Here is a 24,850-nt window from a genome sequence, read left to right as displayed (position 1 = left end):
TGTAAAGTTTTCTTTAACAGTCAATTACAGCGATTTAGGTGCGGGTTTTTTGAGGGTCAAAATACGCACCGAATTCCGCCCTTTTTATATGGTTTTATATGGTGTTTTTTGACATTAAATAAAATGAAAAAGCCCGTAAATCATTGATTTACAGGCTTTTTGTGAAATTTTGAACAATTTCTAGCGGTCTGGACGGGACTCGAACCCGCGACCCCCTGCGTGACAGGCAGGTATTCTAACCAACTGAACTACCAGACCAATGATTTTATCTTTTAAAGGACTCCTACTACAGCGGGATTCAAATCTTGTTCAAATGCTTTTGTAAAGCGAGTGCAAATATAAATTGTTATTTCTATTGCACAAACTATTTCTACCAAAATTAAAGGCGTTTCATAGAAATTTTTGACGCTCCACTAAATAGGTATTTAAAACCTTTGAAAAATTGCCGCGAACATCAACATCAACATATTTGATTCTGTACTGGGCGCATTTTAGCTTTAGGTCATCAAAATAACTGCTAACGCTCTCATTATAGGCTTCCTTTATGTTTTCGGAATATAAATCTATGTGCTCACCTGTTTCGACGTCCAAAAAGCGCTTGGGCGTATTTTCAAAATCAAAATACTGCTCTTTCTTAGTATCTAGCAAATGAAATAACACTACCTCATGTTTGTTATACTTTAAATGTCGCAGTGCATCAAACAGCTTCTCATCTTCGGTAGCTGTCTGTAACATATCTGTAAAGAGAAAAATTAGACTTCTACGTTTTATCTTCTCGGCAATCAAATGCAAATAAGTATAGGTATCTGTTTCTTTGGCAGGTTTAGTGTCTAAACTAATCTCACTGAGCTTGGAAAGCAACATTTGGTGATGTCGTTCACTTCCCTTTTCTGAAGAATAAAAGTCATACTTATCTGAAAAAACACTTAATCCAACGGCATCTCGTTGGCGTTTCAAAATATTCATTAAAGCGGCAATCGCTAAAACACCAAATCCTATCTTATTTAAATCTCCCAGCTCAAGATTTTTTACTTCTGGATAGTACATTGAAGCGGAACTATCCAATATCATATGGCATCTCAAATTAGTTTCCTCTTCGTATCTTTTAGTATAAAGCTTGTCCGTTTTGGCAAAAAGCTTCCAGTCGATGTGCTTGGTGCTTTCTCCTGTATTGTAGATTTTGTGTTCTGCGAACTCCGCAGAGAAACCATGAAATGGACTCTTATGAATTCCGCTAATAAATCCTTCCACAACCTGGTTCGCCAGCAACTCTAGGTTTTGAAAAAGAGAGGCTTTATTTAATTCAGATTGTAAATTCATACAACTAAGATAAAACAAAAAAGGTTCAGCAAATGCTGAACCTTTTCATATGAATTTTGTTTGCTACTATAATAGAGCATCAATAGCGTCGGTGTAAACCTTTTTAGGAGATACTCCAACTTGTCTGCTTACAATTTCACCATTTTTGAATACCAATACTGTAGGTATGTTTCGAACTCCGTATTTCGCTGCAAATTCTTGGTTAGCATCAACATCTACTTTACCAACAACTGCTTTTCCTTCATATTCGGTACTAACCTCATCAATTACAGGCCCTACCATTCTACAAGGTCCACACCAAGCAGCCCAAAAATCTACTACTACGGGTTTATCACTTTTTAATACTACTTCGTCAAAAGTTGCATCTGTTATTTCTAATGCCATTTTGTTTTATTTTAATATTACACAAAGTTAGTCAAATATTGTTCGCTTTACTTACTAACCTTTAATACGTTTTGATTATTGCATCATCAAGGGAATTTATTGATGTTATGCCCTATTTAATTCAATTTGTAATGCACCTCATCTTCTTCTAACTGATGTAAAAGCTCACTTGAAATTTGAACCTTCTGTTTTCTGCTGGATAGATTCACTTTTATCTTTTCTTCCATCTCATATACCACAAAATTCAAAGCGTGATTCCCCTTATGACTTACCAGGGTATCTTTCAATTGACGTACCCTTTCTTCCTGTAAATTATTAATATCCAGTTTTATAGTTAGCTTTTTTGCATAGGCTTCCATTACTTCCTGCAGTAACATAAAGCTATTGAATTGCATTCGCGGGTCACCTTTTTTGCCTGTATCACGATTGACCCAGCCATCTTTTATAAATATTTTGACATAGGCGAACGAGTTTATCATCAAGAAATGACGGAACTTCAAATACTCCTCCCCAAAAATTCGAAATTCATACGAATCCGTGTAATCTTCCATAGTGAACATCGCCCAGCCCTTTCCGTTTTTCGAAATACGATGTTGTACATCTGTAATAACACCTGCCAAAGTCAACTCTCGATTTACGTAGTTTTCCATTTCATTCACATGGGAAATGCTAGCATTACAAAAGGCTTTGATTTCTGTTTTAAAGTCATCTAATGGATGTCCTGAAATATAGATACCCACAACTTCTTTTTCTCTTCGGAGTTTCTCCATCGTACCCCATTCCTCACAAGGCGGGACTTCAGGTTCGGGAATCTGCGCTTCACTAATTCCCCCAAACATATCCATCTGGGAAGAATTCTTATTTTCTTGATATTTTGCGGCAGATTTAATGACCTTTTCCAAGAAAGTGATACTATCGCCTTCCGTATGGAAATACTGCGCGCGATGTGTTGTTCCGAAGGAATCGAAACCGCCAGCAACTGCCAAATTCTCAAAGGCCTTTTTGTTCGCCGAACGCAAATCGATGCGCTTTGCTAAATCAAAGACGGAGGCAAAATTTCCATCCTTTTTACGATGTTCTACGATAGTCTCAACCGCAGAACGACCCACGCCTTTGATTGCTCCCATTCCGAAACGCACTGCTCCTCTTTTATTAACGGCAAACTTGTAATACGATTCATTGACATCAGGCCCTAAAACTTCAAGCCCCATACGCTTACATTCTTCCATAAAGAAAGTCACCTGCTTGATGTCGTTCATGTTATTACTCAATACCGCAGCCATATATTCAGCAGGGTAATGGGCTTTCAGATAAGCTGTTTGGTATGCGATATAGGCATAACAGGTAGAGTGACTTTTATTAAACGCATAGGCCGCAAAAGCTTCCCAGTCTTTCCATATTTTTTCTAGGGTTTCTGTCGGATGTCCGTTCGCTTCACCTCCTTCTAAAAACTTGGGCTTCATTTTCGCTAGTACCGCAAAAATCTTTTTTCCCATGGCTTTTCGAAGTACATCTGCCTCACCTTTGGAGAAACCTGCCAATTTTTGGGAAAGTAACATCACCTGCTCTTGGTAAACTGTAATACCGTAGGTTTCCTTCAAGTATTCCTCCATATCTGGCAAGTCATACTTGATTTCCGCCATTCCGTTTTTACGTTGGATAAAATCAGGAATATATTCCATTGGACCTGGGCGATACAAAGCATTCATCGCAATCAAATCATCAAAAACGGAGGGTTTTAAATCCTTCATATGTTTTTGCATTCCTGGAGATTCGTATTGGAATATCCCTACCGTATCTCCTCTTTGGAAAAGCTCATAGGTCTTTTCATCATCCAGGGGAAAATCATCTGGCACCAATTCGATTCCGTGCTTGGCTTTTACAATCTTGACGGTGTCTTTAATTAAGGTCAAAGTTTTCAATCCCAAGAAATCCATCTTCAACAAGCCCGCACTTTCTACGACCGAGTTATCAAACTGCGTCACATATAAATCAGAATCTTTCGCAGTAGCAACCGGAACAAAATTGGTAATATCATCGGGAGTAATAATCACCCCGCAAGCATGAATACCGGTATTTCGAACAGAACCTTCAAGCGTTCGAGCCATTGTTAAGGTTTGCCCTTCTAAATCATCGCCTTCGGCAATATTCAAAAGTTGATTTACCTTATCATAATCATCAGCACGGAATTGCTTTTTAAGTTCTGCATCGGACTTCCCAAAAATCTTATTGAGTTTTGACATGGTGGGAATCAACTTGGCTATTCTATCGGAATCACCAAGGGGTAAATCCAACACACGTGCCGTATCACGAATTGATGACTTTGCAGCCATGGTACCGTAAGTAATAATCTGAGCCACCTGGTTTGAGCCATATTTTTTGATGACATAATCCATAACGCGACCGCGACCTTCATCATCAAAATCAATATCGATATCTGGCATGGACACCCGTTCCGGATTTAAAAATCGCTCAAAAAGGAGATTATACTTTAGCGGGTCAATATTGGTAATGGTCAAGCAATACGCCACCACGGAACCTGCAGCAGAACCCCTACCGGGACCTACGGAAACATCCATATTTCGGGCTTCGCGAATAAAATCCTCCGTAATCAAAAAATACCCAGGATACCCTGAATTTCTTATCGTATCTAATTCAAAATCAATGCGTTCTCGAATTTCATCCGTAATTTCGCCATAACGCTTTTTAGCACCTTCATAGGTGATATGACGCAAATAGGCATTTTCACCCCGGTTGCCTCCATCCGCAGCGTCTTCAGCAACTTTAAATTCCCCGGGAATATCAAATTTGGGTAACAATACATCCCGTGCCAATTCATACGGCTCAACTTTATCAAGAACCTCCTGCACATTCAAAATTGATTCCGGAAGGTCTTTGAACAACTCCTTCATCTCGTCTTGCGACTTGAAATAGTATTCTTGATTCGGCAATCCGTAGCGATATCCGCGACCTCTTCCTATTGGTGTAGCCTGCTTTTCACCATCCTTTACACACAATAGAATGTCATGTGCGTCAGCATCTTCTTTTGCACAGTAATAGGTATTATTACTTGCCACCATTTTTACCTGATGCTTTTTAGCAATCGGAATCAAAACCTGATTTACACGGTCTTCATCTTCCTGTCCGTGACGCATAATTTCGACATATAAATCGTCGCCAAATTGTTCTTTCCACCAGATTAAGGCTTCCTCCGCCTGTTTTTCTCCTACGTTGAGAATCTTTCCAGGTACCTCGCCGTATAAATTTCCAGTGAGAACAATGATGTCTTCTTTATATTGCTCGATAACCTTTCGGTCGATACGCGGTACGTAATAAAATCCATCAGTATAAGCAATGGAAGACATTTTTGCCAGATTGTGATAGCCTTTTTTGTTCTTGGCCAACAATACGATTTGATAGCCATAATCTTTTACACTCTTATTCGTATGGTCATCACAAACAAAAAACTCACAGCCAATAATAGGCTTGATTTCGGTCTCTGTGGGCAATTCCCCTTTTTCAATAGCTTCTGCATTTCGTTCTTTGACCGCGGCATTATTTGCTTTTACCGCTTTTACAAAATGAAATGCGCCCATCATATTGGCATGGTCGGTAATAGCAACAGCAGGCATTTTAGCCTCTGCAGCAGATTTCACCAAATCCTTTACCGATATGGTAGATTGTAAAACCGAAAACTGTGAATGGTTATGCAAGTGCGCAAATGGAGCATCTTCAAGCGACTGAATATTCGCTGTGATTTCTTCTTCAGATGCACCACCGGTATCTTTCTCCCAAAGCGCATCAGCAATTTTCTTGGACGCTTTTTTCAGGTTGATATGTTTGAGTCCGATTAATTCAATCGTCTGCGGATTCGCCTCAGAGAAATTCTCAAAATAATCAGGCTGAACGTCTAATTTTTCAAGGGAATAATGTTTTCTTCGGATAAGCTCCAAGAAACATCGAGTTGTAGCTTCAACATCAGCAGTCGCGTTGTGCGCCTCTCCAAAAGGTTCCCCAAAAAGATGTTGATGCAATTCCGTCAAAGTAGGAAGCTTAAACTTTCCACCACGACCTCCGGGAATTTGACAAAGCGTAGCTGTTTCCTCCGTACAAGTATCTAAAACTGGGAGTTCTTGCAAGGGGTTTTCAACACCCAAACGATGAAACTCCGCCCCCATAATGTTCAAATCAAAACCAACATTCTGACCAACAATGAATTTGGTCTTTACCATGGCTGCATTGAACTTCTCTAAAACCTCAGCTAAAGGAATCCCATTTTGTGCTGCCAATTCCGTAGAAATACCATGAATCTTTTCAGCATCATAGGGAATATTGAAACCCTCTGGTTGCACCAAATAATCTTGATGTTCCACCACATTACCCATCGCATCATGCAACTGCCAAGCGATTTGAATACAACGCGGCCAGTTGTCGGTGTCGGTAATGGGGGCATTCCAGTTTTTGGGAAGACCTGTGGTTTCGGTATCGAAGATGAGAAACATATATTTTATTTTCCGTTCCCGCGCCCGTGCTGAAGTCATTTCAGTAAAGACGGGAATCTTTTTATCATTTAGTTAAATCTCGCTACAAAGAAATTCCAAATCTCAAGCACCAAATTCCAAAAAGAAATGGTTGGAATTTGGGATTTATTTCATTGGAATTTGTGTTTCAAAAAGTACCGCTAAAAATACATAAAAGCCCTAGTTCGAAAAAAGGGAGTTGTTAGGAGTTATTAACGAGGTTGAAGATCATAAAAATACAGAAATCCAGACACCCCACGCATCTGGATTTCTCTAAGATTTGGGGCTTTTTTCAAAGCCTCCATTTAAAAAGCGTTCTCGCTTTTCTCTAAGTTACGTAAGAAAAAGAAGCAATCATAAATTTTAACGAAGTTTAGTATGTGTTTAACAACCCATAATTTGAGTTGTTTTTCTTAACAAATAGTTATTGTAAATTCAAATAGAAGTCTTAAATTTGCATCCGCTTAATGAAAAGCGTAAAAGAAACCTTTAAGCGATATTGAAAAGATTCCGGCCTTCGCCGGAATGACAGAAATAGATTTAGTATTAATAATCAGGGTCGGGCACCCTACAAATTAATGTGATATGCCAGTTAAAATTAGATTACAAAGACACGGTAAAAAAGGAAAACCATTTTATTGGATCGTTGCAGCAGATGCACGTGCTAAAAGAGATGGTAAATTCTTGGAAAAATTAGGAATCTACAACCCTAACACCAACCCAGCAACAATCGAAGTAAATTTGGATAATTCTGTACAATGGTTGCAGAATGGTGCACAGCCAACTGATACGGCAAGAGCTATCTTATCTTACAAAGGAGTGCTCTTGAAGCATCACTTGTTAGGTGGACTTCGTAAAGGTGCATTAACGGAAGAGCAAGTTGAAGAAAAATTCGCTGCTTGGATGGCTGAAAAAGAAAAAGCGGTTGAAGCTAAAATCGGCGGGTTAGATAAAGTTAAGGCGGAAGCAAAGGCTGCAGCCTTAAAAGCTGAAAAAGAAGTGAACGAAAAACGGGCATTGGCGGCAGCGGAAGCTGAATTACCAGAAGCTGCTGAAGGTGAAACTACTGAGGCAGAAGTAGAAGTTGTTGAGGCTGCAGCTGAGGAAGTTGCTGAAGCTACAGCAACCGAAGAAACTCCTGTTGCTGAGGAAGCAAAAGAGGAAGAGGCTGCACCTGCTGCATCTTCAGAAGAAGAATAACATACTTTAGAAGCGATGCGAAAGGAAGACTGTTTCTACCTAGGCAAAATCGTTTCAAAATATAGTTTTAAGGGTGAAGTACTCGTAAAAATCGATACTGACGAACCTGAATTATACGATAATATGGAATCAGTTTTTGTTGCACTACGTAACAATCTGGTTCCATTTTTTATTACTAAATGCCGATTGCATAAGTCGCAGTTGCTGCGCATCGATTTTGAAGAAGTAAATTCAGAAGACGATGCCGATAAGATTATGGGTTCTGAACTCTACCTGCCACTTTCATTTTTACCAAAACTTACTGGAAACAAATTCTACTTCCACGAAGTTATTGGTTTCAAAGTTATTGATGATATTCACGGAGATATCGGAGTTATTCAGAGTATCAACGACACTACTTCTCAAGCCCTTTTTGAAATTTTAAAAGGAGACAAACAATTGTTGATTCCGATTAATGATGACATTATCACCGAAGTAGTTCGTGAAGACCAAACAATTCATGTAACCACTCCGGAGGGATTGGTAGACTTATATCTTTCTTAGATTCTCAAACCTGACCATACTCAAAATCGAAAAATTATTTACTTTATCTTTAGAAGGATAAATTAAATCAGGATTCTCAAAAATGCATAGATTTTTATTTCCCATTTTAATACTTCTTGTATTCTCTTGCGGACAAAAAGAGGCTATAAAGTCAAAAACCAACCAACCTACAAATATCGTTCTGATTTTCACCGATGACCAAGGCTATCAAGATGTCGGGGTTTTTGGCGCAGATGATATCGCTACACCAAATTTAGACCAGATGGCGGCCGATGGAATCAAACTAACAAGTTATTATTCAGCTCAGGCAGTATGTTCGGCCTCACGCGCAGGAATCCTAACAGGATGCTACCCCAATCGTATTGGAATTCATAACGCTTTAGGGCCTGGTAATACGCATGGTATAAATGCTTCGGAAACTACATTAGCAGAAATGCTAAAAGAAAAAGGGTATAAAACTGCTATCTATGGAAAGTGGCATTTGGGGCATCACGAAAAGTTTTTGCCAACCCGACATGGATTTGACGAATGGTTCGGCATTCCCTATTCAAATGATATGTGGCCCTTTCATCCTCAGCAAGGACCGGTTTTCAATTTCCCTGATTTACCGCTATATGAAAACGAAACGGTAATAGATACTTTGATTGAGCAATCACAATTAACCACTCAGATTACAGAACGCAGTGTTGATTTTATCAATCGAAATAAGGACAATCCTTTCTTTTTATATGTGCCACATCCGCAGCCGCATGTCCCCTTATTCGTTTCGGATCAGTTCAAAGGAAAATCGGATAGAGGTTTATATGGAGATGTCATCATGGAAATCGATTGGTCAGTTGGACAAATTATGGAAGCTTTAAAGTCCAACGGATTAGAACAAAACACTATCGTTATTTTTACTTCGGATAATGGTCCGTGGTTGTCCTATGGAAATCATGCCGGAAGTGCTTTTCCCCTTCGAGAAGGCAAAGGAACCGCTTGGGAAGGCGGCCAGCGCGAACCTTTTATCATGAAATATCCCAATAAACTGGAAGCTGGGAAAGTATTGGATATACCTGTGATGGCAATTGATATGCTTCCCACAATCGCGGAAATCACGGATGCTGAACTTCCCCTGAAAACTATTGATGGAAAAAGTGTTTGGAAGGTGTTGACGGGTGAATCAAAAGAAAGCCCGCAAGAAGCTTATTTCTTTTATTACCGTGTAAATGAATTGTTTGGAGTACGTTATGGCAAATGGAAATTGTACTTTCCGCACCGCTATCGTACCATGAATGGTCAGGAACTAGGCAAAGACGGGTTACCGGGCGACTACAAAATGATTGATATGGAAGAGATTGAATTGTATGATGTGGTCAACGATATTGGTGAGACAAAAGATGTAGCAGAAAAAAATCCGGAAGTTGTAGAAAAAATCAAACTACTGGCCAATATGATGCGCTCTAGATTAGGCGATTCTTTATTAGAACTGGAAGGTTCGGAAACAAGAGAACCTGGAAGGTTAGATTAAATTCCAACAAAAAAATTCCAAATTCCAAGTGTTTTATGAATGATAAAAAAACTTACAATCTTGAAGAAAGAACCTATGAGTTTGCTCGAGATTGTCGATTTTTAGTCAGTAAATTACCAAAAACTATTTCTAATATTGAAGATGGAAAACAGTTAGTAAAGTCCTCTGGATCTGTAGGTGCAAATTATATTGAAGCAAACGAAAAATTAGGCGATAAAGATTTAAAATTTCGCCTTAAAATTTCAAGAAAAGAAGCAAAAGAATCTAAGTATTGGTTACGTTTACTCTCTGACTTAAACAATGATTCAGCAGTCGATATAAAAACACTCATTAAGGAAGCAGAAGAATTAAGAAAAATACTTTCCGCTATTATCAATAAAGTTTAAATCATCCATTTTTGGAATTTGGATTTTTTTAATTGGAATTTACATGTCGTTTAAATTCAAACAGTTCTCGATTCATCAAGATCGTTGCGCCATGAAAGTGGGTACCGATGGAGTTCTACTTGGCGCTTGGGCAAGCATAGAAAATAAACCTGCTTCTATTTTAGACATTGGTGCTGGCACGGGAATTCTTTCATTGATGTTAGCTCAAAGAACCTTAGCAGATAATATTGAAGCTCTAGAAATAGACGAAGATGCCTACGAGCAATGTGTTGAAAATTTTGAAGCCTCTAGTTGGGCAGATCGCCTTTTTTGCTATCACGCTGGTTTAGATGAGTTCATTGAGGAGATTGACGAACCCTATGACTTGATTATTTCCAATCCGCCATTTTATGCTGAGGATGTTTCAAGTGGAAATACTTCCCGAGATACAGCAAGACAAAATCAATCCCTTCCTTTTGATGAATTGTTGGAAGGAGTTTCAAAATTACTTGCCAAGGACGGACTTTTTGCAACCATAATTCCTCATAAAGAAGAAATATCTTTTATAAGATTAGCAACTTCCTTTGGACTTTTTCCTAATAGAATTTTACGAGTTAAAGGAAATCCATCCGCGGAAATTAAAAGAAGTCTTTTGGAATTTAGTTTTAAGGAAAGTGAACTCTCAGAAGACGAACTAACTATTGAAATAAAACGACACGAATACACGTTACCCTACCAAGAATTGACCAAAGCCTTCTATTTAAAAATGTAACATTTAGTCGTACTATTGTTATATTTTTATTAATTACCTTTGATAAAAATTGCGATTTATGCGACCAGATTTATTTGAAGCTCCTGATTACTACAATTTAGACGATTTATTTTCTGAAGAACATCTTTTGGTGCGCGATGCTGCCCGTCAATGGGTGAAACGTGATGTCTCTCCTATTATAGAAGAGTATGCTCAGAAGGCTGAATTTCCGAAGCAAATTATTGGTGGATTGGCCGAAATCGGAGCCTTCGGACCCTATATTCCTGAGGAATATGGTGGGGCTGGATTAGACCAAATAAGTTACGGACTCATCATGCAAGAAATCGAACGGGGTGACAGTGGGGTTCGTTCTACTGCATCCGTGCAATCTTCGTTGGTGATGTATCCTATATATACTTACGGAAATGAAGCACAACGCAAAAAATATTTACCCAAATTAGCTTCTGGTGAATGGATGGGTTCTTTCGGATTGACAGAGCCAAACCACGGTTCAAATCCTGGAGGAATGGAAACCAAATTCAAAGATATGGGTGATCATTATCTATTGAATGGTGCAAAACTTTGGATATCGAATTCTCCGTTTTGTGATGTAGCCGTAGTTTGGGCAAAGAACGAAGAAGGACGCATTCACGGACTAATCGTTGAACGTGGCATGGAAGGATTTTCAACTCCCGAAACTCATAACAAATGGTCTTTACGTGCATCCGCAACTGGAGAACTGATTTTTCAGGACGTCAAAGTACCTAAAGAGAATTTATTGGAAGGTAAATCTGGATTGGGTGCTCCGCTTGGTTGTTTAGACTCTGCGCGATACGGAATATCCTGGGGTGCTATCGGTGCAGCAATGGACTGTTATGATACTGCTTTGAGGTATGCCAAAGAACGTATTCAGTTTGGAAAGCCTATTGCAGCATTTCAATTGCAACAAAAGAAGTTGGCAGAAATGATAACCGAAATTACCAAGGCCCAATTACTAGCTTTTCGATTAGGTCAACTTAAAAATGAAGGTCGCGCTACAACGGCTCAAATTTCAATGGCAAAACGAAACAATGTCGATATGGCCATCAAAATTGCGCGTGAGGCAAGACAAATTTTAGGTGGAATGGGCATTACTGGTGAATACAGCATCATGCGCCATATGATGAACCTTGAAAGTGTGATTACCTATGAAGGTACTCATGATATACATCTGTTGATTACGGGGATGGATATTACGGGGCACGCTGCTTTTAAATAGTCTAGACCTTTTTTAAAGTCACTATAATCGATTTGCTAATCGGAGTTTTGCTCTTATCTGCGAAATGATTGTACGGCACTAATACATTTGTTTCAGGGAAATAAGCCCCTAAATTTCCTTTTGGAATTGCATATGGAATCACCTTGAATTTATGCGCCGTTCTTTCAATTCCGTCATACTTACTTGTAATATCAACTACATCTAACTTTTTCAAACCAGCCGATTTCATATTTTCAGGATTCATAAAAAGTACTCTTCGCTCATTGTACACTCCGCGATAACGGTCATCTAATCCATAAATGGTTGTGTTGAATTGGTCATGCGAACGCATGGTCATCAACATATATTCATCTGCATTCAATTTGTGTTGTGGCACTTTATTGATAGTCAACTGAGCTTTCCCGTTTGGTAGTTTGCTAAAATCTAATTCACGAACATTATTTGGCAAATAATAGCCAGCTCCCTTAGACTGCCTTTCGGTATTACTAAAGCCCTTTACTACTTGGTCTATTTTTTCACGAATGAGCTCGTAGTTCTCGCCCAATCCTTTCCAATCCATTGCATGTTTTCCTTCGAAAAATGTGTGTGCTAATTCGGCGATAATATCTGGTTCACTTTTTATTTTTTCTGAAGCTGGTTTAAGAAGTCCGCGTGATTGACGCACTTGACCCATACTATTCTCAATAGTAATATGACGGAGCTTTCCATTTTTCATATCTTTTTCAGAGCGTCCATAAGTTGGTAGTAACAAAGCAGTCTTTCCAGTTACCAGATGGGTCCGATTCAACTTAGTACTCACTTGAACAGTGAGATTGCAACTCTGAATTCCCTTCGCCGTATATTCTGTGTCAGAAGCTGCCATTAGAAAGTTCCCGCCTAAGCACATAAAAACTTTGGCCTTTTCTTCATGCATCGCTTCCATAGCGCCGACGGTATCGTAACCTTCTTTAGAAGGAGGAACAAAACCCAAATGGTTTTCTATTCTTTCATTCAGTTCTTTGTTCACAAAATGCATGATTCCCACACTACGATCACCTTGTACGTTACTATGGCCTCTAACGGGACAAGTACCCGCATTAGGTTTACCAATAGCTCCTTTCAATAAAAGCAGATTCACATATTCACGAATGTTTTCTACTCCGTTTTTATGCTGAGTCAAACCCATTGCCCAACATACTACTATTTTGGACTTTTTAGCAAGTAAATTGACCGCTTCATTCACTTTTTCCAAGGCAACCCCACTTTGTTCCAAAAGCATTCTTTCATCATAGGTTTTCAAATCATTCAATAATGATTCGTAACCATCAACATAGGTTTTCAAAAATTCATGATCGAAGATGTCTTTTTTGATAGCATCTAAAGTGGCCAATTTGATCAGCATCAATTTGATCAGCGGAATATCTTGATTGATTTTTACTGGAAGATGCAAATCAGCAATATCCTCACCAGAAATCCATCCTTTTAAGTGCTGCGGATTCTTGAAGTTTACGAGTCCAGATTCTTTTAGTGGGTTGATGCTTATCACCTTACCCCCATTCTGCTTGCATTTCTCCAAGGCAGATAACATTCTTGGATGATTTGTGCCAGGGTTTTGGCCTGCAACAATAACCACCTCAGCTTCATACAAGTCTTCTAACTTGATTGAACCTTTTCCAATTCCCAAGGTTTCACTCAACGCCACTCCACTTGATTCATGGCACATGTTCGAACAATCAGGCATGTTGTTTGTTCCGAAAGCGCGAGCGAACATTCCGTACAAAAAAGCAGCTTCGTTACTTGAACGTCCCGAAGTATAAAAAATAGCCTCATCGGGAGAATCTAGTTTTTTTAGTTCTTCGGAAATCAGATCGTAGGACTCTTGCCATGAGATTGGTTCATAGTGAATGCTACCCTCTTTTAAAACCATTGGTTCTATGATGCGCCCGAATTTATTCAATTCATAATCGGTCAGTTGTGAAAGTTCCTCCACGGAATGTTTTGCAAAAAATTCGGCTCCGATATGTGAAGTCGTTGCCTCATCGGCCAACGCCTTTGCTCCATTTTCACAATATTCAGCAACTTTAGAAGGTTTCTCAGGGTCCGGCCATGCACAACTCGGGCAACTAAATCCGTCTTGTTGGTTCATGTCCAACAAAGCCTTCATAGAGCGAACCACTCCCATTTCTTTAAAGCTATGACGAAGTGCTTCTTTGACTCCCAAAGCCCCAGCAGCAATACGAACTGGTTCTTTCAGCTTGATATCCGTAAAGTCTTGATTACCTCGTATAGAAACGTTTCTTTTGAAATTCTCAGCCATAGTTTCGAATTGTACACTTAAAATTACATTTAATCGATTATAAAACGGATGAATTGCGAAGAATAATCTCCTTTTGAAAGGTTAAAAAACAAAATCATAGGCGCTCACCACAACTTTGCCTTGCTACGCATCATTTCTTTTCTCAAACTGTAGTGTCTCTATATCTTTGGAGTGTAATTAAGAAGTAAATTTTTTCATTTTCATATAGTGTTCTCGTAAAAGAGCTCCGATCGAAAGACGGAGCTCTTTTTAGTTTATGTTATTTTCATTAAAAACACCTCCCTTAATCCCTCCTTATTAGGAGGGAAACTCATACTTCTTCTGGTGTAGATTTTTCTTCAGATGAAGAACTATTCTTTCGTATAAAGCCTAACTCTCGAGTAGTTGTCTTCATATCAGCGTATCTAGGGTCAGGTATATAATCTTCTTTTCGCATTTTGACTACTTCGATACTCAAAAAACCAAACTCGCTTACCACCTTACCATAGAACCGATAGATACCTCTACCCCGAAATTGATATTTAGCAGCCACGGGCGGAAAAAGTACCGTATCAAAAACGGCTCCTTGTTGATCGACCAAAGTTGCAAAATGCATTTTCTTACCATTATGTGTGCTGGTATTTTTAACAGTGACTATATAACCATAAATATCAATATGCTTCCCTAAATAAAGCTGAAGGTCTTTACTCCCAGTACTATTTCTTGGGAGTTCTGCCAACAATTCAAACGGAGAACACAAACAAAAACCTAACAATTCTAATTGCGTAAAAGCCATTTCTAAATTGGTCGAATGTAGCTTAGGGATTTCAAAATTCTGATGCTTGGGTTTGAACAACTTCGGATGATCAATCTTTACATTCTTATTTAGGAATAAATGTGCTTTCCATAAGAGTTCGTGTTTGTTGGTTTTTGTGAATCGAAAAGCGTTTATGCGAATAAGTATGCTTACTTGTTCTACGGATATCAAAACACGATCTAAGAAATCTTCTAGAGAAATAAAAGTTCCATTAGTCATCCTTTCCTTTAGGATGCGTTCTATGACACGGGCTTCTAGTTCCTTCAAATACATAAAGCCTAAATACAATTGTTTTCCATAGATATAATTGGATGCAAAACTTTTGTTGATGCAAGGGGCATGAATTTTAGCGCCTAACATACGAGCTTCATGAATATAGAATTCCGAACGATAAAATCCACCACCATTGTTGAGCACGGCCACCATATATTCCAAGGGGAAATAGGCTCGCAAAAACAAGGTTTGATAGCTCTCAACAGCATAAGAAGCAGAATGTCCCTTCGCAAATGCATAGCCTGCGAAGCTGGCGACTTGATTCCATATTTCAAAAATGAGTTTGTCGTCATAGCCTTTTTGACGGCAGTTATCGATAAATTTTTCTTCTACTCTTTGAAACTCTTCTCGCGAGCGAAATTTACCACTCATACCACGCCGAAGCACATCAGCTTCTCCGAGATCGAGTCCCGCAAAATGGTGCGCTACTTTGATTACATCTTCTTGATATACCATTACTCCGTAAGTATCAGGCATAATATCAAGCATCACCGGATGTGCTTTTTCCTCCGTTCTACCGGGATTGCGATGGCGCAAAATATATTCTCGCATCATCCCACTTTTTGCCACCCCAGGGCGAATGATGGAGCTTGCTGCGACCAATCCCAAGTAATTATCGACTTCTAACTTTTTAAGTAACATTCGCATGGCTGGGGATTCCACATAAAAGCAACCCATACATTGGGCTGTTTTTACCAAGTCATTGATTTTTGGATCGCTCTTGAACCTTTTAATATCATGAATGTCCCATTGCGCAAATTCGTTGGGACGTGTTTCTTGCAATAAATGCATTGTCTCCTTGATTTTTGCCAAGCCTCGCTGCCCTAGAATATCAAATTTATAAAGACCTACATCTTCGGCAATGACCATATCATACTGTGTAGTCGGATAGCCCTTAGGCGGCAAATGTGTAGCCGAAAACCAATGCAACGGTTTCTCACTGATGAGAATTCCTCCTGCGTGAATGCTCAGATAGTTAGGCATTCCTTCAAGAAGTTGCGTATATTTTACCACCAAGGCAGAAATACTATCCAATCGGGAGGATTGAAAATTGCCTTCGCTAAGGGTATCGATTTCATCCTTAGGCAATCCGAATACCTTACCCAATTCACGCACCATTCCCTTCCATTTGAAGGTTACGTAGGTTCCTAGTAAGGCTACATTTTCAAAACGATCAAAAATGTATTTCGTCATTACAGGCCGGTCGCGGTGGGAAAAATCAATATCAAAATCTGGTGGATTGGCTCGATAGAGGTTGATAAATCGTTCGAAGTAAAGGTCGAGTTCCATGGGGTCGACATCAGTAATTCTCAAAAGATACGCTACAATACTATTGGCGCCACTACCCCTTCCCACATAGAAAAAACCTCTTCTACGGGCTTCGGAAACGATATCCCAATTGATTAAAAAGTAAGAGACAAAACCCATTTTTTTAATCAAATCCAACTCCTTTTTCAAACGCTTTTCAACAGCTTCACCTCCTTCTGGGTAGCGATATGGTAAACCTTTTTGACAAAGTTCTTCGATTCGTTTTTCATCTTCTTCGCGACTGTCCAAGTAATTTTTTAAGTTCTGAGGTTTCCGCTCTTTAGAAAAATCAAAATGAATGGAACAGGAATTCATCAATCGCTCTGTATTCTCAAGAATAAAGGTGTATTCAGAAAAGGCTTTAGCTAGATTTTCAATAGAATACATCTTTTCATTCTCATTACCCTCTTCAGTTTTTTCGAGTTTACTCAATAATGTATTATTATCGATTGCACGTAACAATCGATGCGCATTGAAATCGGCTTTCGTACGAAACGTAACAGCTTGCTGCACGACTAATTTGTCTTTCAATTTTGACAGTCTTGAAAAAGGCAATTTTCGTAAATCGGCAATAGATATTCCAATAAATTCATTGGGTTTAAAGAAGTACATTTCATTTTGCAAGACCTTCTCAAAGGGATAAATTACATAAGCGTTTTGAAACTCAGGGGCGGAAGCAAGAAACTCTTTATCTTCATGTAGATGCTCAGAGAGAAAATTGTTCAACTCAAGATACCCTTCATTGTTTTTGGCGATACCCACAAAACATTGATCTACGCCATTTCTAAAATCGATACCCAAAATAGGTGCTACGTTATACTCAGGAGCCAATCGCACAAAGTTGAGTCCGGCAGAGGTATTGTTGATATCGGTCAATACCAATCGTGTAACATGATTTTCTTGAGCTAGGCGCAGGAGTTCTTTTTCGGAAAATGTTCCGAAGCGGAGGCTGTAGTATGTGTGGCAGTTTAGGTACATGGTACAAGTACCAGACTCCAAATTCCAAATTCCAAAACCCAAATTCCAAAACCCAAATTCCAAATGATGCTCATATAGAAATTATTATTGTTTAGTTTTCGAAGAATTTTGCTTCTTTAGAATCGACGATAGAATATTTCTCAACTCAAGAGCTTCTTGAGTGAGTTCATCTATTTCTGCCTTGGATGCACCATTCAAATCCCCTAGTAGTCTAAGCCAATATTGTGCTTCTTTAGCCTCCTTTCTGGAAATCTTGAGTCTCATTAAAAAATCTTTATCCCCTAGCTTTTCATTAGCTTCGATATAGTTTGCTCCCACCGAACCTGATGCCCTTATAAGTTGTTTACCATCTTCGATATTACTCAGGGTTTTAGGTATAGACCTTACTAGAAGTCTACACTCCTTAGCAAATAAATATGTCCTCTCTTCTAAATTGTAAACTTTCTGTTTTTCCATTTTTTGGAATTTGGGTTTTGGAATTTGGAATTTTATCATTGTTTTCGATGCGCCAGTACAATAGGCGGCTGACCATTAAACGGATTATGCATTCGCCCAATCGTATTCTTTCCCATTGCTGATGCACGCACGACACTTTTATCGCCATAACGATTTCGAATATGGTCCATCGCTTGGTAGAGGTTCAAGGCTTCCTCGGTGTCTTCAAATAGATTGATTTGATAATTTCCACTGACCAAATGCGTAAATCGAATACCTATTAATCGCACTAACAATCTTCGGTTATAAAGTGTTTTGAATAGTTCCAGGATTTTGGGAATCAAGATATGGTCCGCACTGGTATACGGAATACGTATTTGTTTTGAATAGGTATTGAAATCAGAATACCGAATCTTCACTGAAATACAGGCAGTCAACTTTTCACCTCTTCGTAATTGGTACGCCAGATTTTCAGTCATCGCAATCAATAAGCCCCTTAATTTTATAACATCGATGGTATCTTTATCAAAAGTGCGTTCGTTGGAAATTGATTTGCGTTCCCAAAATGGGATTACAGGAGTATGATCGATACCATTAGCACGTTTCCAAATAACGGTTCCGTTTTTACCTAGTACGCGTTGCATAACATCCATAGGCATTTCTTGTACAGTACCCACCTTTCGCAACCCAAGATTTCGAAGTGTTTGATAAGTCTTATCACCCACCATGGGTATTTTCTTGATGGAGAGTGGTGCCAAAAAAGTCTTTTCTAGTCCGTAATCAATTTTCAATTGATTGTTCGGTTTGGCCTCACCTGTAGCCACTTTAGAAACTACTTTATTCGCCGATAGTCCGAAAGAAATCGGAAGTCCTGTTTCTTTTATGATTCTATGTCGAAGCTCAGATGCGTATTTATAAGAACCGAAAAAGCGATCCATTCCTGAAAGGTCTGCATAGAACTCATCGATGCTTGATTTCTCAAATAAAGGAACATACTCCTTTATGATTTCGGTCACTTTATCAGAATGTTGACTGTATGTACCTGCATTGCCCCGAATCTGAACCGCTTCAGGGCATAATTCCTTAGCCATTTTCATGGGCATACCAGAATGAATGCCATAACCCCGGGTTTCATAACTACAGGCTGCCACAACCCCACGGTCGCTAAGGCCTCCGACAAGAATAGGTTTCTTCTCTAAACGACTGTCTAAAAGGCGCTCTACGGATACAAAAAAAGTATCTAGGTCAAGATGTAAAATGTTTTTGGTCATTGCTATCCTAAAAAGAGGATAGCTAATTTATGGAATATTTCCATTTATTTGGATATATTCCATTTTTAATTCCAAATAAATACCTTGAGCTGAAAAATTCAGAGGAGGATTATTAAATCAACTACTCAATATTCTGTATAAAAACCCGAGCTGTTAAATAATTTTTATTTGTTCTGTAGTTTTTCTTTTTCTCGAAGTTTAAGTGCACAACTTCGCCAAACGTATGTTTTTGCTCTAGAACGTAAATAGTTTTTACTAAAGCGGTAAAATCACCTTCTAAGGTAAAATCAAAAGTATTCAATTGACTACTATTAATTTCGAAAGTGTGAGGATCATTAAAATCTATGAGTTTTAGGTTGTTCTTTTCGACTTCAAGAGTAATCACCCTTAAGAGGTTGTTTTCTATAGAGGTATTCCCCAAGTTCATTTTGTTCAAAATAGAATCATAATATATTTTCTTTTGGGTCAGTATTCCCATTTTCTCAGGTGCATTCTCCAGCAATTTCTGTTCTGTCTGTAAAACATTATGTTCATTTTTTAGTCGCAATGTATTTGATATTGCAAACTGGTAACACAAGAACAAGACCAGAAAAATAGCCCCAATCAAAACTATATTTTTGGTTTTACTACTCATTACTGATTATTTTAATAGAAAAATCAGAAATATTCTTTGAGCTGTAGTCGTAATCCGTAGTCTCTACACGATCTATCCATAAAAACTTTTCCAAATCAGCTATCCAATTGTAAAAATCATTACTGTTACTAGCCTTACCTGATATCTTAAGCACTTTATTTTCTAGCACTACAGGTTTTGATTCGCGTAAAGGTTTCTGTAAAGGCTGATACTGTATTTCATTCAACAATATAGAGACAGGAAGACTCTGTGCTAACTCATCTAAAATCTCTGAAGTATTAGAGTTTGCCATTGCTAAAACAGCATTCAACCGTTCTTCTTTCTTCTTTACATCAGCATTTAATTGTACTAACTGTTCTTTATTTGCTTTATTCACCGTTAAGGTTTCTTCCAAAGTATTTACTTGTTCAAAATAGTAATTGAATACCAAAAAATTAATAAACAAAAGGCCAAGTACAAACGCTAATGATGATCTTAACAAGAGCTTAAAATGACGCTTATTTTTGAACTCATTTCCTAAATAGGAATTAACTTCTTTTAAATTACCATCACTATTGAAACTTTTCAATAAGTGTCCCAATACACCAGAAAAAACCAATAGATATGTATTTTTTACTTTCAATCCATTGATCTGATATTCTTTTTGAACTACTACCTCGTCTGACGAATGTGGTAAAGTGTTTTCCATTACTCCTTCATTCAAAATCAAATCAGTATTGGAGAGTGATAGCTTTCCAGAAGGGAAATAGTTCAGACTATTTGAAATCGGAGAAATTCCAATAAAAACATGCTTTACGGGCAATTGTAACTCTGAAAGTTCTTTGAGGTATTTATCAATATGCTCTTTTCTGCAAATAGAAATAATTAAATTCTTATTCGTTCTCACCAACTCGTAATAAAAACTATCAAAATCTAGATTAGGAAAAGCATTGTGCACCAATCCTTTTTGATTAGTATCAGTCGTTGGAGGAAGAATTTTAACCAACACTTTACTCGTGTTGACCACCAAAAATAAGGGAACTCCTTTTTGAATTACCTCAACAAGGTCATTGATAGATGTAAAGACTTCTTCTTGAACAATAAAAAGCTCTTGTTTTTTACGTTGTATTTGAAGTAAATAAAATTCTATACGATTCCCATATTCGCACACTTCAAGACCATAATAATTATCGCCTTCGTTCAAATATGTTTTTATGCGATCTAACACTAGTAGATTACGGTGGGTTTAATAAGAATCGTCAACTTTTGTTTAGAATCTTCTCGTTTCTTTTTACTAAAAAGCCATTTGATAACTGGTATTCGTGCCAAAAACGGGACACCATTGCCAGAGTCATTTTTAACTTTTTCTTCTAGGCCGCCCAGAACGGCTAAGTCTTGGTCTTGCATACGAATAATGGAACTAAATTCTCGAGAAGTGAGTCCGGGAGGGGCTTCATCTTCAATACGTTCCCCACTAAAATCAGATTGTATCACGTTGATTTCTAAAGTCACTTGTCCGTTTCCTGACACCAAAGGTTTTATACTAACCGCAAGTTCAGCATCGATGGGTTGATAATTACGTATTTCAGAAGTAGTAGGAATCTGCGACCCAAAAAAGTTTTGGTTGGTAACCACATAATACGTAGTCTCACCAATAGACATATTAGCACGATGCCCATTCAAAGTAGATAATTTTGGAGTAGATCGTATCTTAAGGTTCCCATTTGCTTCCATTGCTTTTATATTCGCAAAAAATTCAGGCACTACCTTTCCGATATTGAAAGAACCAAAACCGTCAAACCCGCCAATAATCTTGTTTATAGTACTTGCACCAAGGGTAACATCTGCCTCAGGGAAAAGCTTCCCACTAGTATTTACAGGTTCATCACCTATTCCCCAGCTAATGCCAGTTTCGACAGTAGAAGATTTCTTGACTTCAATAAGCATTACCTCTATTAACACAACAGGTACCGGCTTATCTATTTCGGCAATAAACTTTCGAAAGCGATTGATATTAGCAGCAGGACCGCTAACCAAAAAGCTATTTAATTCAAAGTCCATTCGAATATCCAAATCAGCCTTGATATCATCCGGCAGGATATTAACAAGTGCCTCAGCTTCCGAATTATAATTTCCGAAAGAGCTAGCTCCGGTATTAAGACTTCTAGAATTATTAAACCCTTGATTATTTCCTAAGCCTTGATTACCACCAAACCCCTGATTATTTCCAAATCCTTGATTATTCCCGAATCCTTGATTACCGCCTAAATAGTTAACACCACTATTGACAGTTCTTCCAGATCGTCGATTACCAAATGAAGATTGTTGGGGGTTTCCTAATAATTCAACTGAACGATGCATTAACTGCACTACTTCTACTTTTCGAACACTCAATTGATCTGCTGTACCGAAAAAGTAGACATCATTTTCTTTTTTGAATGTAAAGTTTACGGGCGCAGCACTTGAAGCGTTCGATTGTGATAGATTTGTATTCTGAGATCTATTCTGATTTGCAGTAGTTCTGGCCGTGTTGGCTGTATTCAAATTGCCAGAAAAAGAAACTTTAGTACCACTTTCGAACATACGTTCTAACAACTCATCATAATAAATTTGTTTGGCTTTGAACGTAATATTTCCAGCCTTTTCTAGTGGTGTTGCTGTGTAAATATCTAAATGAAGGTCATCACTTATAGCATTGATCACGTCGGCAATGGGGACATTCTCAAAATTAACGGTTACAATTCGCTTAAGTGAGTCTATTACTTCATAATTAAAATCACTTCCACCGGCAGATCTTGAAAAAGAACCTCGCGAATTAGCACTTGCTCCTGCCGCATTTTGAGGATTCTCTGGTTGGTCAAAAAGATAAAAACCTTCTCTTGATTTACTAAGAGAAAGGCCATTCATATCAGCAAGTTTTTTCATAGCGGTGTCAAAAGGAACACCTTTCAGGTATAGGTTGAGGGGAATGCTTTCCATACCATTATTATACAACATGTTTTGACCTGAGATATCGATAATTTTTCGAAAAACGCTTTCCAAAGGCACATCATTCAAATCCATAGAAATAATGTTGTTTATAGCATCGAAGTTTACGATAGCTTCGGGTTCTATAATTTCAGGAGGAAGGGGAACATATTGACTAATGGACAGAATACTGCCCGTAAAGCTAATATCTAATTCATATTCTTTAACCAAAAAAAGAAGCAGGTCACCGACGGTTACATTTGAGAAATTATTTACAATATTAATTCCTTGTAAACTCTGATCTAAATTGATATTTATTTTATGCACCCTTGAAACCGCGAGCAAAAAATTGGTTAGGCTTACATTAGTAACATTGATATCGAGTTTCAAGTTTTCGGTAAGGCCGGTATTATCAACAGCCAAAGATTCTAGGTTGTTTTTAATATTTTGAATTCTACTTTCTTCCTGCCCATAAAAATAGAGGGAGCATAGCAAAAAGGCGAAGAACAATTTCTTTTTCATTTCTTAATTGGTTAGCAGTGAATACACTTCCTCAATGGTGGTTTCTCCATTCTGAATCATTTGTAAGGCATTCCGTTGTAAGGTAACAATTTTATTCTCCTCCAAATAGTCATCGATTTGCATCGCATTATTCTTAATACGTAATACCAGTTCTTTTGTAATGGGGATAATTTCGTAAATCGCTTTTCTACCTTTGTAACCGGTATGGTGACAATGCGTACATCCTTTAGCAACATAGTGATCTGTCATTGACTGCGGTGGAACAAAAGCGTCGGGAAATGAATCAGCTGATACTTTTTCTTTCTCTTTACAATGCGTACATAATTTTCTTACCAAACGCTGTGCTACACTCATGTTCAAAGTTGTAGCTATAAGAAAGGATGGTATACCCATATCAATCAAACGAGAAATCGTTGCCCATGCTGAATTCGTGTGAATCGTAGATAAAACCAAACGACCAATTAGTGCTGTTCGAATCGCCATATTTGCCGTATCAACATCTCGTATTTCACCCACCATAATTACATTAGGGTCTTGCCTTAAAAATGTGCGTAAGGCTTTCGAAAAATCTAAGCCGATATTCTCTTTTAATTGCACCTGATTAATACCCTCTAAAGTATATTCTATTGGGTCTTCTATAGTAAGAATATTGGTTTCAGCAACGTTTAACAATTTCAGAGTAGCATAAAGTGTTGTTGTTTTTCCAGAACCGGTAGGGCCAGATATTAAAATAATTCCATTCGGTTTTCGCACGGCTTCTTTATAAATGCGCAGTTCTTCATCGGTAAAACCCAAATCAGTGATATCTAAAGCAGCGGCATCTTTACTTAGAATACGCAGTACTATTTTTTCGCCAAAAAGAGTGGGCAGGGATGATACTCGAATATCAAATTCATCATTTGAAGATTTCACTGTAATTCGACCGTCTTGAGGCAGTCTTTTCTCTGAAATATCTAAATCAGCTTTTATTTTTATTTTATTGATAATAACTGGATACTCACGGATGGGTATGTTGAATTGTTCTACTAATTTACCATCTAATCGAAAGCGAATCCTGCATCGCGTCTCATAGGGCTCAAAGTGAATATCGCTACTCCCAATTTCTTTTGCAGTGAACAATATTTTTTCTAAGAAATCAGGTGTGTAGCTAAGATCACTATTTTCTTTGTTCACCGACTGACGGTAATTGGCCGTTAGATAATCTTGAAGTTTTGCAGTTTCACAAGGTTCTAAAATCACATTAGTATTTAGCACAATTTGAAGTTCTGCCGAAAGCGTTTCTGGCGAAGCACTATCTGTTCTAAAAAATAAAGATCCGTTTTGCTCGTCAAAAGGCACAATACGATAATGAAACGCCTGTTCAGCATTAATGCGTTGTTGAAGATGAACGGGTATTTTATAGTCAGTCGACATTTTTACAAGATATAAAACGAAGGTGATTTAAAAAGCATGCTAGTCAATAGCACTAGTATTAGATACAACCCCATAAAGCCTGCAAGAGGTACTGTAGGGAGTTGAAATTTTTTCTTGAGTACCAAAT

Annotated in this window: 17 protein-coding genes and 1 tRNA gene; 6 read left to right on the top strand and 12 right to left on the bottom strand. The window is 38.1% G+C overall.

Annotation, left to right across the window (positions count from 1 at the left end):
* Window positions 1–184 precede the first annotated feature (184 nt).
* From ACKWCD_RS09995 to dnaE, 4 genes are all read right to left on the bottom strand, one after another.
* Window positions 185–258 (bottom strand) — tRNA-Asp (locus ACKWCD_RS09995).
* A gap of 132 nt (window positions 259–390) precedes the next feature.
* Window positions 391–1,320, bottom strand: coding sequence for a DUF58 domain-containing protein (locus tag ACKWCD_RS09990; protein ID WP_413983802.1), 930 nt, complete (start codon window positions 1,318–1,320; stop codon window positions 391–393).
* 66 nt (window positions 1,321–1,386) lie between these two features.
* Window positions 1,387–1,704: a thioredoxin gene (trxA, locus tag ACKWCD_RS09985; RefSeq protein ID WP_413983801.1), complete on the bottom strand. Its 318-nt coding sequence runs from the start codon at window positions 1,702–1,704 to the stop codon at window positions 1,387–1,389.
* Between the two features lie 116 nt (window positions 1,705–1,820).
* Window positions 1,821–6,206 (bottom strand): DNA polymerase III subunit alpha, encoded by a 4,386-nt coding sequence (dnaE, locus tag ACKWCD_RS09980; protein WP_413983800.1) that lies wholly within the window; start codon window positions 6,204–6,206, stop codon window positions 1,821–1,823.
* Window positions 6,207–6,809: 603 nt separating this feature from the next.
* Here dnaE and ACKWCD_RS09975 point away from each other — a divergent pair.
* The 6 genes from ACKWCD_RS09975 (at window position 6,810) to ACKWCD_RS09950 (ending at window position 11,851) form a co-directional block, all read left to right on the top strand.
* Complete coding sequence (locus ACKWCD_RS09975) at window positions 6,810–7,424, top strand: 30S ribosomal protein S16 (RefSeq protein WP_413983799.1); 615 nt, start codon at window positions 6,810–6,812, stop codon at window positions 7,422–7,424.
* 15 nt (window positions 7,425–7,439) lie between these two features.
* Window positions 7,440–7,967 (top strand): ribosome maturation factor RimM, encoded by a 528-nt coding sequence (rimM, locus tag ACKWCD_RS09970; protein ID WP_413983798.1) that lies wholly within the window; start codon window positions 7,440–7,442, stop codon window positions 7,965–7,967.
* Window positions 7,968–8,049: 82 nt separating this feature from the next.
* A complete protein-coding gene (locus ACKWCD_RS09965) occupies window positions 8,050–9,477 on the top strand; it encodes a sulfatase family protein (protein WP_413983797.1) in 1,428 nt (475 codons plus the stop codon).
* A 35-nt stretch (window positions 9,478–9,512) separates the two neighbouring features.
* Complete coding sequence (locus tag ACKWCD_RS09960; RefSeq protein ID WP_413983796.1) at window positions 9,513–9,863, top strand: four helix bundle protein; 351 nt, start codon at window positions 9,513–9,515, stop codon at window positions 9,861–9,863.
* A 43-nt stretch (window positions 9,864–9,906) separates the two neighbouring features.
* Window positions 9,907–10,614 carry a tRNA1(Val) (adenine(37)-N6)-methyltransferase gene (locus tag ACKWCD_RS09955; RefSeq protein WP_413983795.1) on the top strand — a complete coding sequence of 236 codons (708 nt, stop codon included), beginning with the start codon at window positions 9,907–9,909 and terminating at the stop codon, window positions 10,612–10,614.
* 58 nt (window positions 10,615–10,672) lie between these two features.
* A complete protein-coding gene (locus ACKWCD_RS09950; RefSeq protein ID WP_413983794.1) occupies window positions 10,673–11,851 on the top strand; it encodes an acyl-CoA dehydrogenase family protein in 1,179 nt (392 codons plus the stop codon).
* Between the two features lies 1 nt (window position 11,852).
* On the opposite strand, the gene ACKWCD_RS09945 is transcribed toward ACKWCD_RS09950, so the two are convergent.
* The 8 genes from ACKWCD_RS09945 to ACKWCD_RS09910 all read right to left on the bottom strand — a co-directional run bounded on the left by ACKWCD_RS09945 (window position 11,853) and on the right by ACKWCD_RS09910 (window position 24,723).
* Window positions 11,853–14,147 carry an FdhF/YdeP family oxidoreductase gene (locus tag ACKWCD_RS09945; protein WP_413983793.1) on the bottom strand — a complete coding sequence of 765 codons (2,295 nt, stop codon included), beginning with the start codon at window positions 14,145–14,147 and terminating at the stop codon, window positions 11,853–11,855.
* A 310-nt stretch (window positions 14,148–14,457) separates the two neighbouring features.
* Window positions 14,458–17,502 carry a DNA polymerase III subunit alpha gene (locus ACKWCD_RS09940; protein WP_413984128.1) on the bottom strand — a complete coding sequence of 1,015 codons (3,045 nt, stop codon included), beginning with the start codon at window positions 17,500–17,502 and terminating at the stop codon, window positions 14,458–14,460.
* 84 nt (window positions 17,503–17,586) lie between these two features.
* The gene (locus ACKWCD_RS09935) at window positions 17,587–17,958 is read right to left on the bottom strand and encodes a four helix bundle protein (RefSeq protein ID WP_413983792.1); all 372 of its coding nucleotides are present in this window, start codon (window positions 17,956–17,958) and stop codon (window positions 17,587–17,589) included.
* Between the two features lie 35 nt (window positions 17,959–17,993).
* Entirely contained in the window at window positions 17,994–19,208 is a 1,215-nt protein-coding gene (gene dinB, locus ACKWCD_RS09930) for a DNA polymerase IV (protein WP_413983791.1), read from the bottom strand.
* A gap of 121 nt (window positions 19,209–19,329) precedes the next feature.
* A complete protein-coding gene (locus tag ACKWCD_RS09925) occupies window positions 19,330–19,842 on the bottom strand; it encodes a hypothetical protein (protein ID WP_413983790.1) in 513 nt (170 codons plus the stop codon).
* A complete protein-coding gene (locus ACKWCD_RS09920) occupies window positions 19,835–21,025 on the bottom strand; it encodes a hypothetical protein (protein ID WP_413983789.1) in 1,191 nt (396 codons plus the stop codon). The genes ACKWCD_RS09925 and ACKWCD_RS09920 overlap by 8 nt, the downstream gene beginning before the upstream one ends.
* Window positions 21,026–21,048: 23 nt before the next feature.
* Window positions 21,049–23,310, bottom strand: a complete 2,262-nt coding sequence (locus tag ACKWCD_RS09915) for a type II secretion system protein GspD (protein ID WP_413983788.1) — start codon at window positions 23,308–23,310, stop codon at window positions 21,049–21,051.
* A 3-nt stretch (window positions 23,311–23,313) separates the two neighbouring features.
* Entirely contained in the window at window positions 23,314–24,723 is a 1,410-nt protein-coding gene (locus ACKWCD_RS09910; protein WP_413983787.1) for a GspE/PulE family protein, read from the bottom strand.
* Window positions 24,724–24,850: the final 127 nt, after the last annotated feature.

Origin of the sequence: Maribacter taeanensis, from assembly GCF_047345145.1 — a bacterium.
In the GTDB taxonomy this organism is placed as follows: domain Bacteria; phylum Bacteroidota; class Bacteroidia; order Flavobacteriales; family Flavobacteriaceae; genus Maribacter_C.
This window is presented reverse-complemented; position numbering and strand designations above follow the sequence as displayed.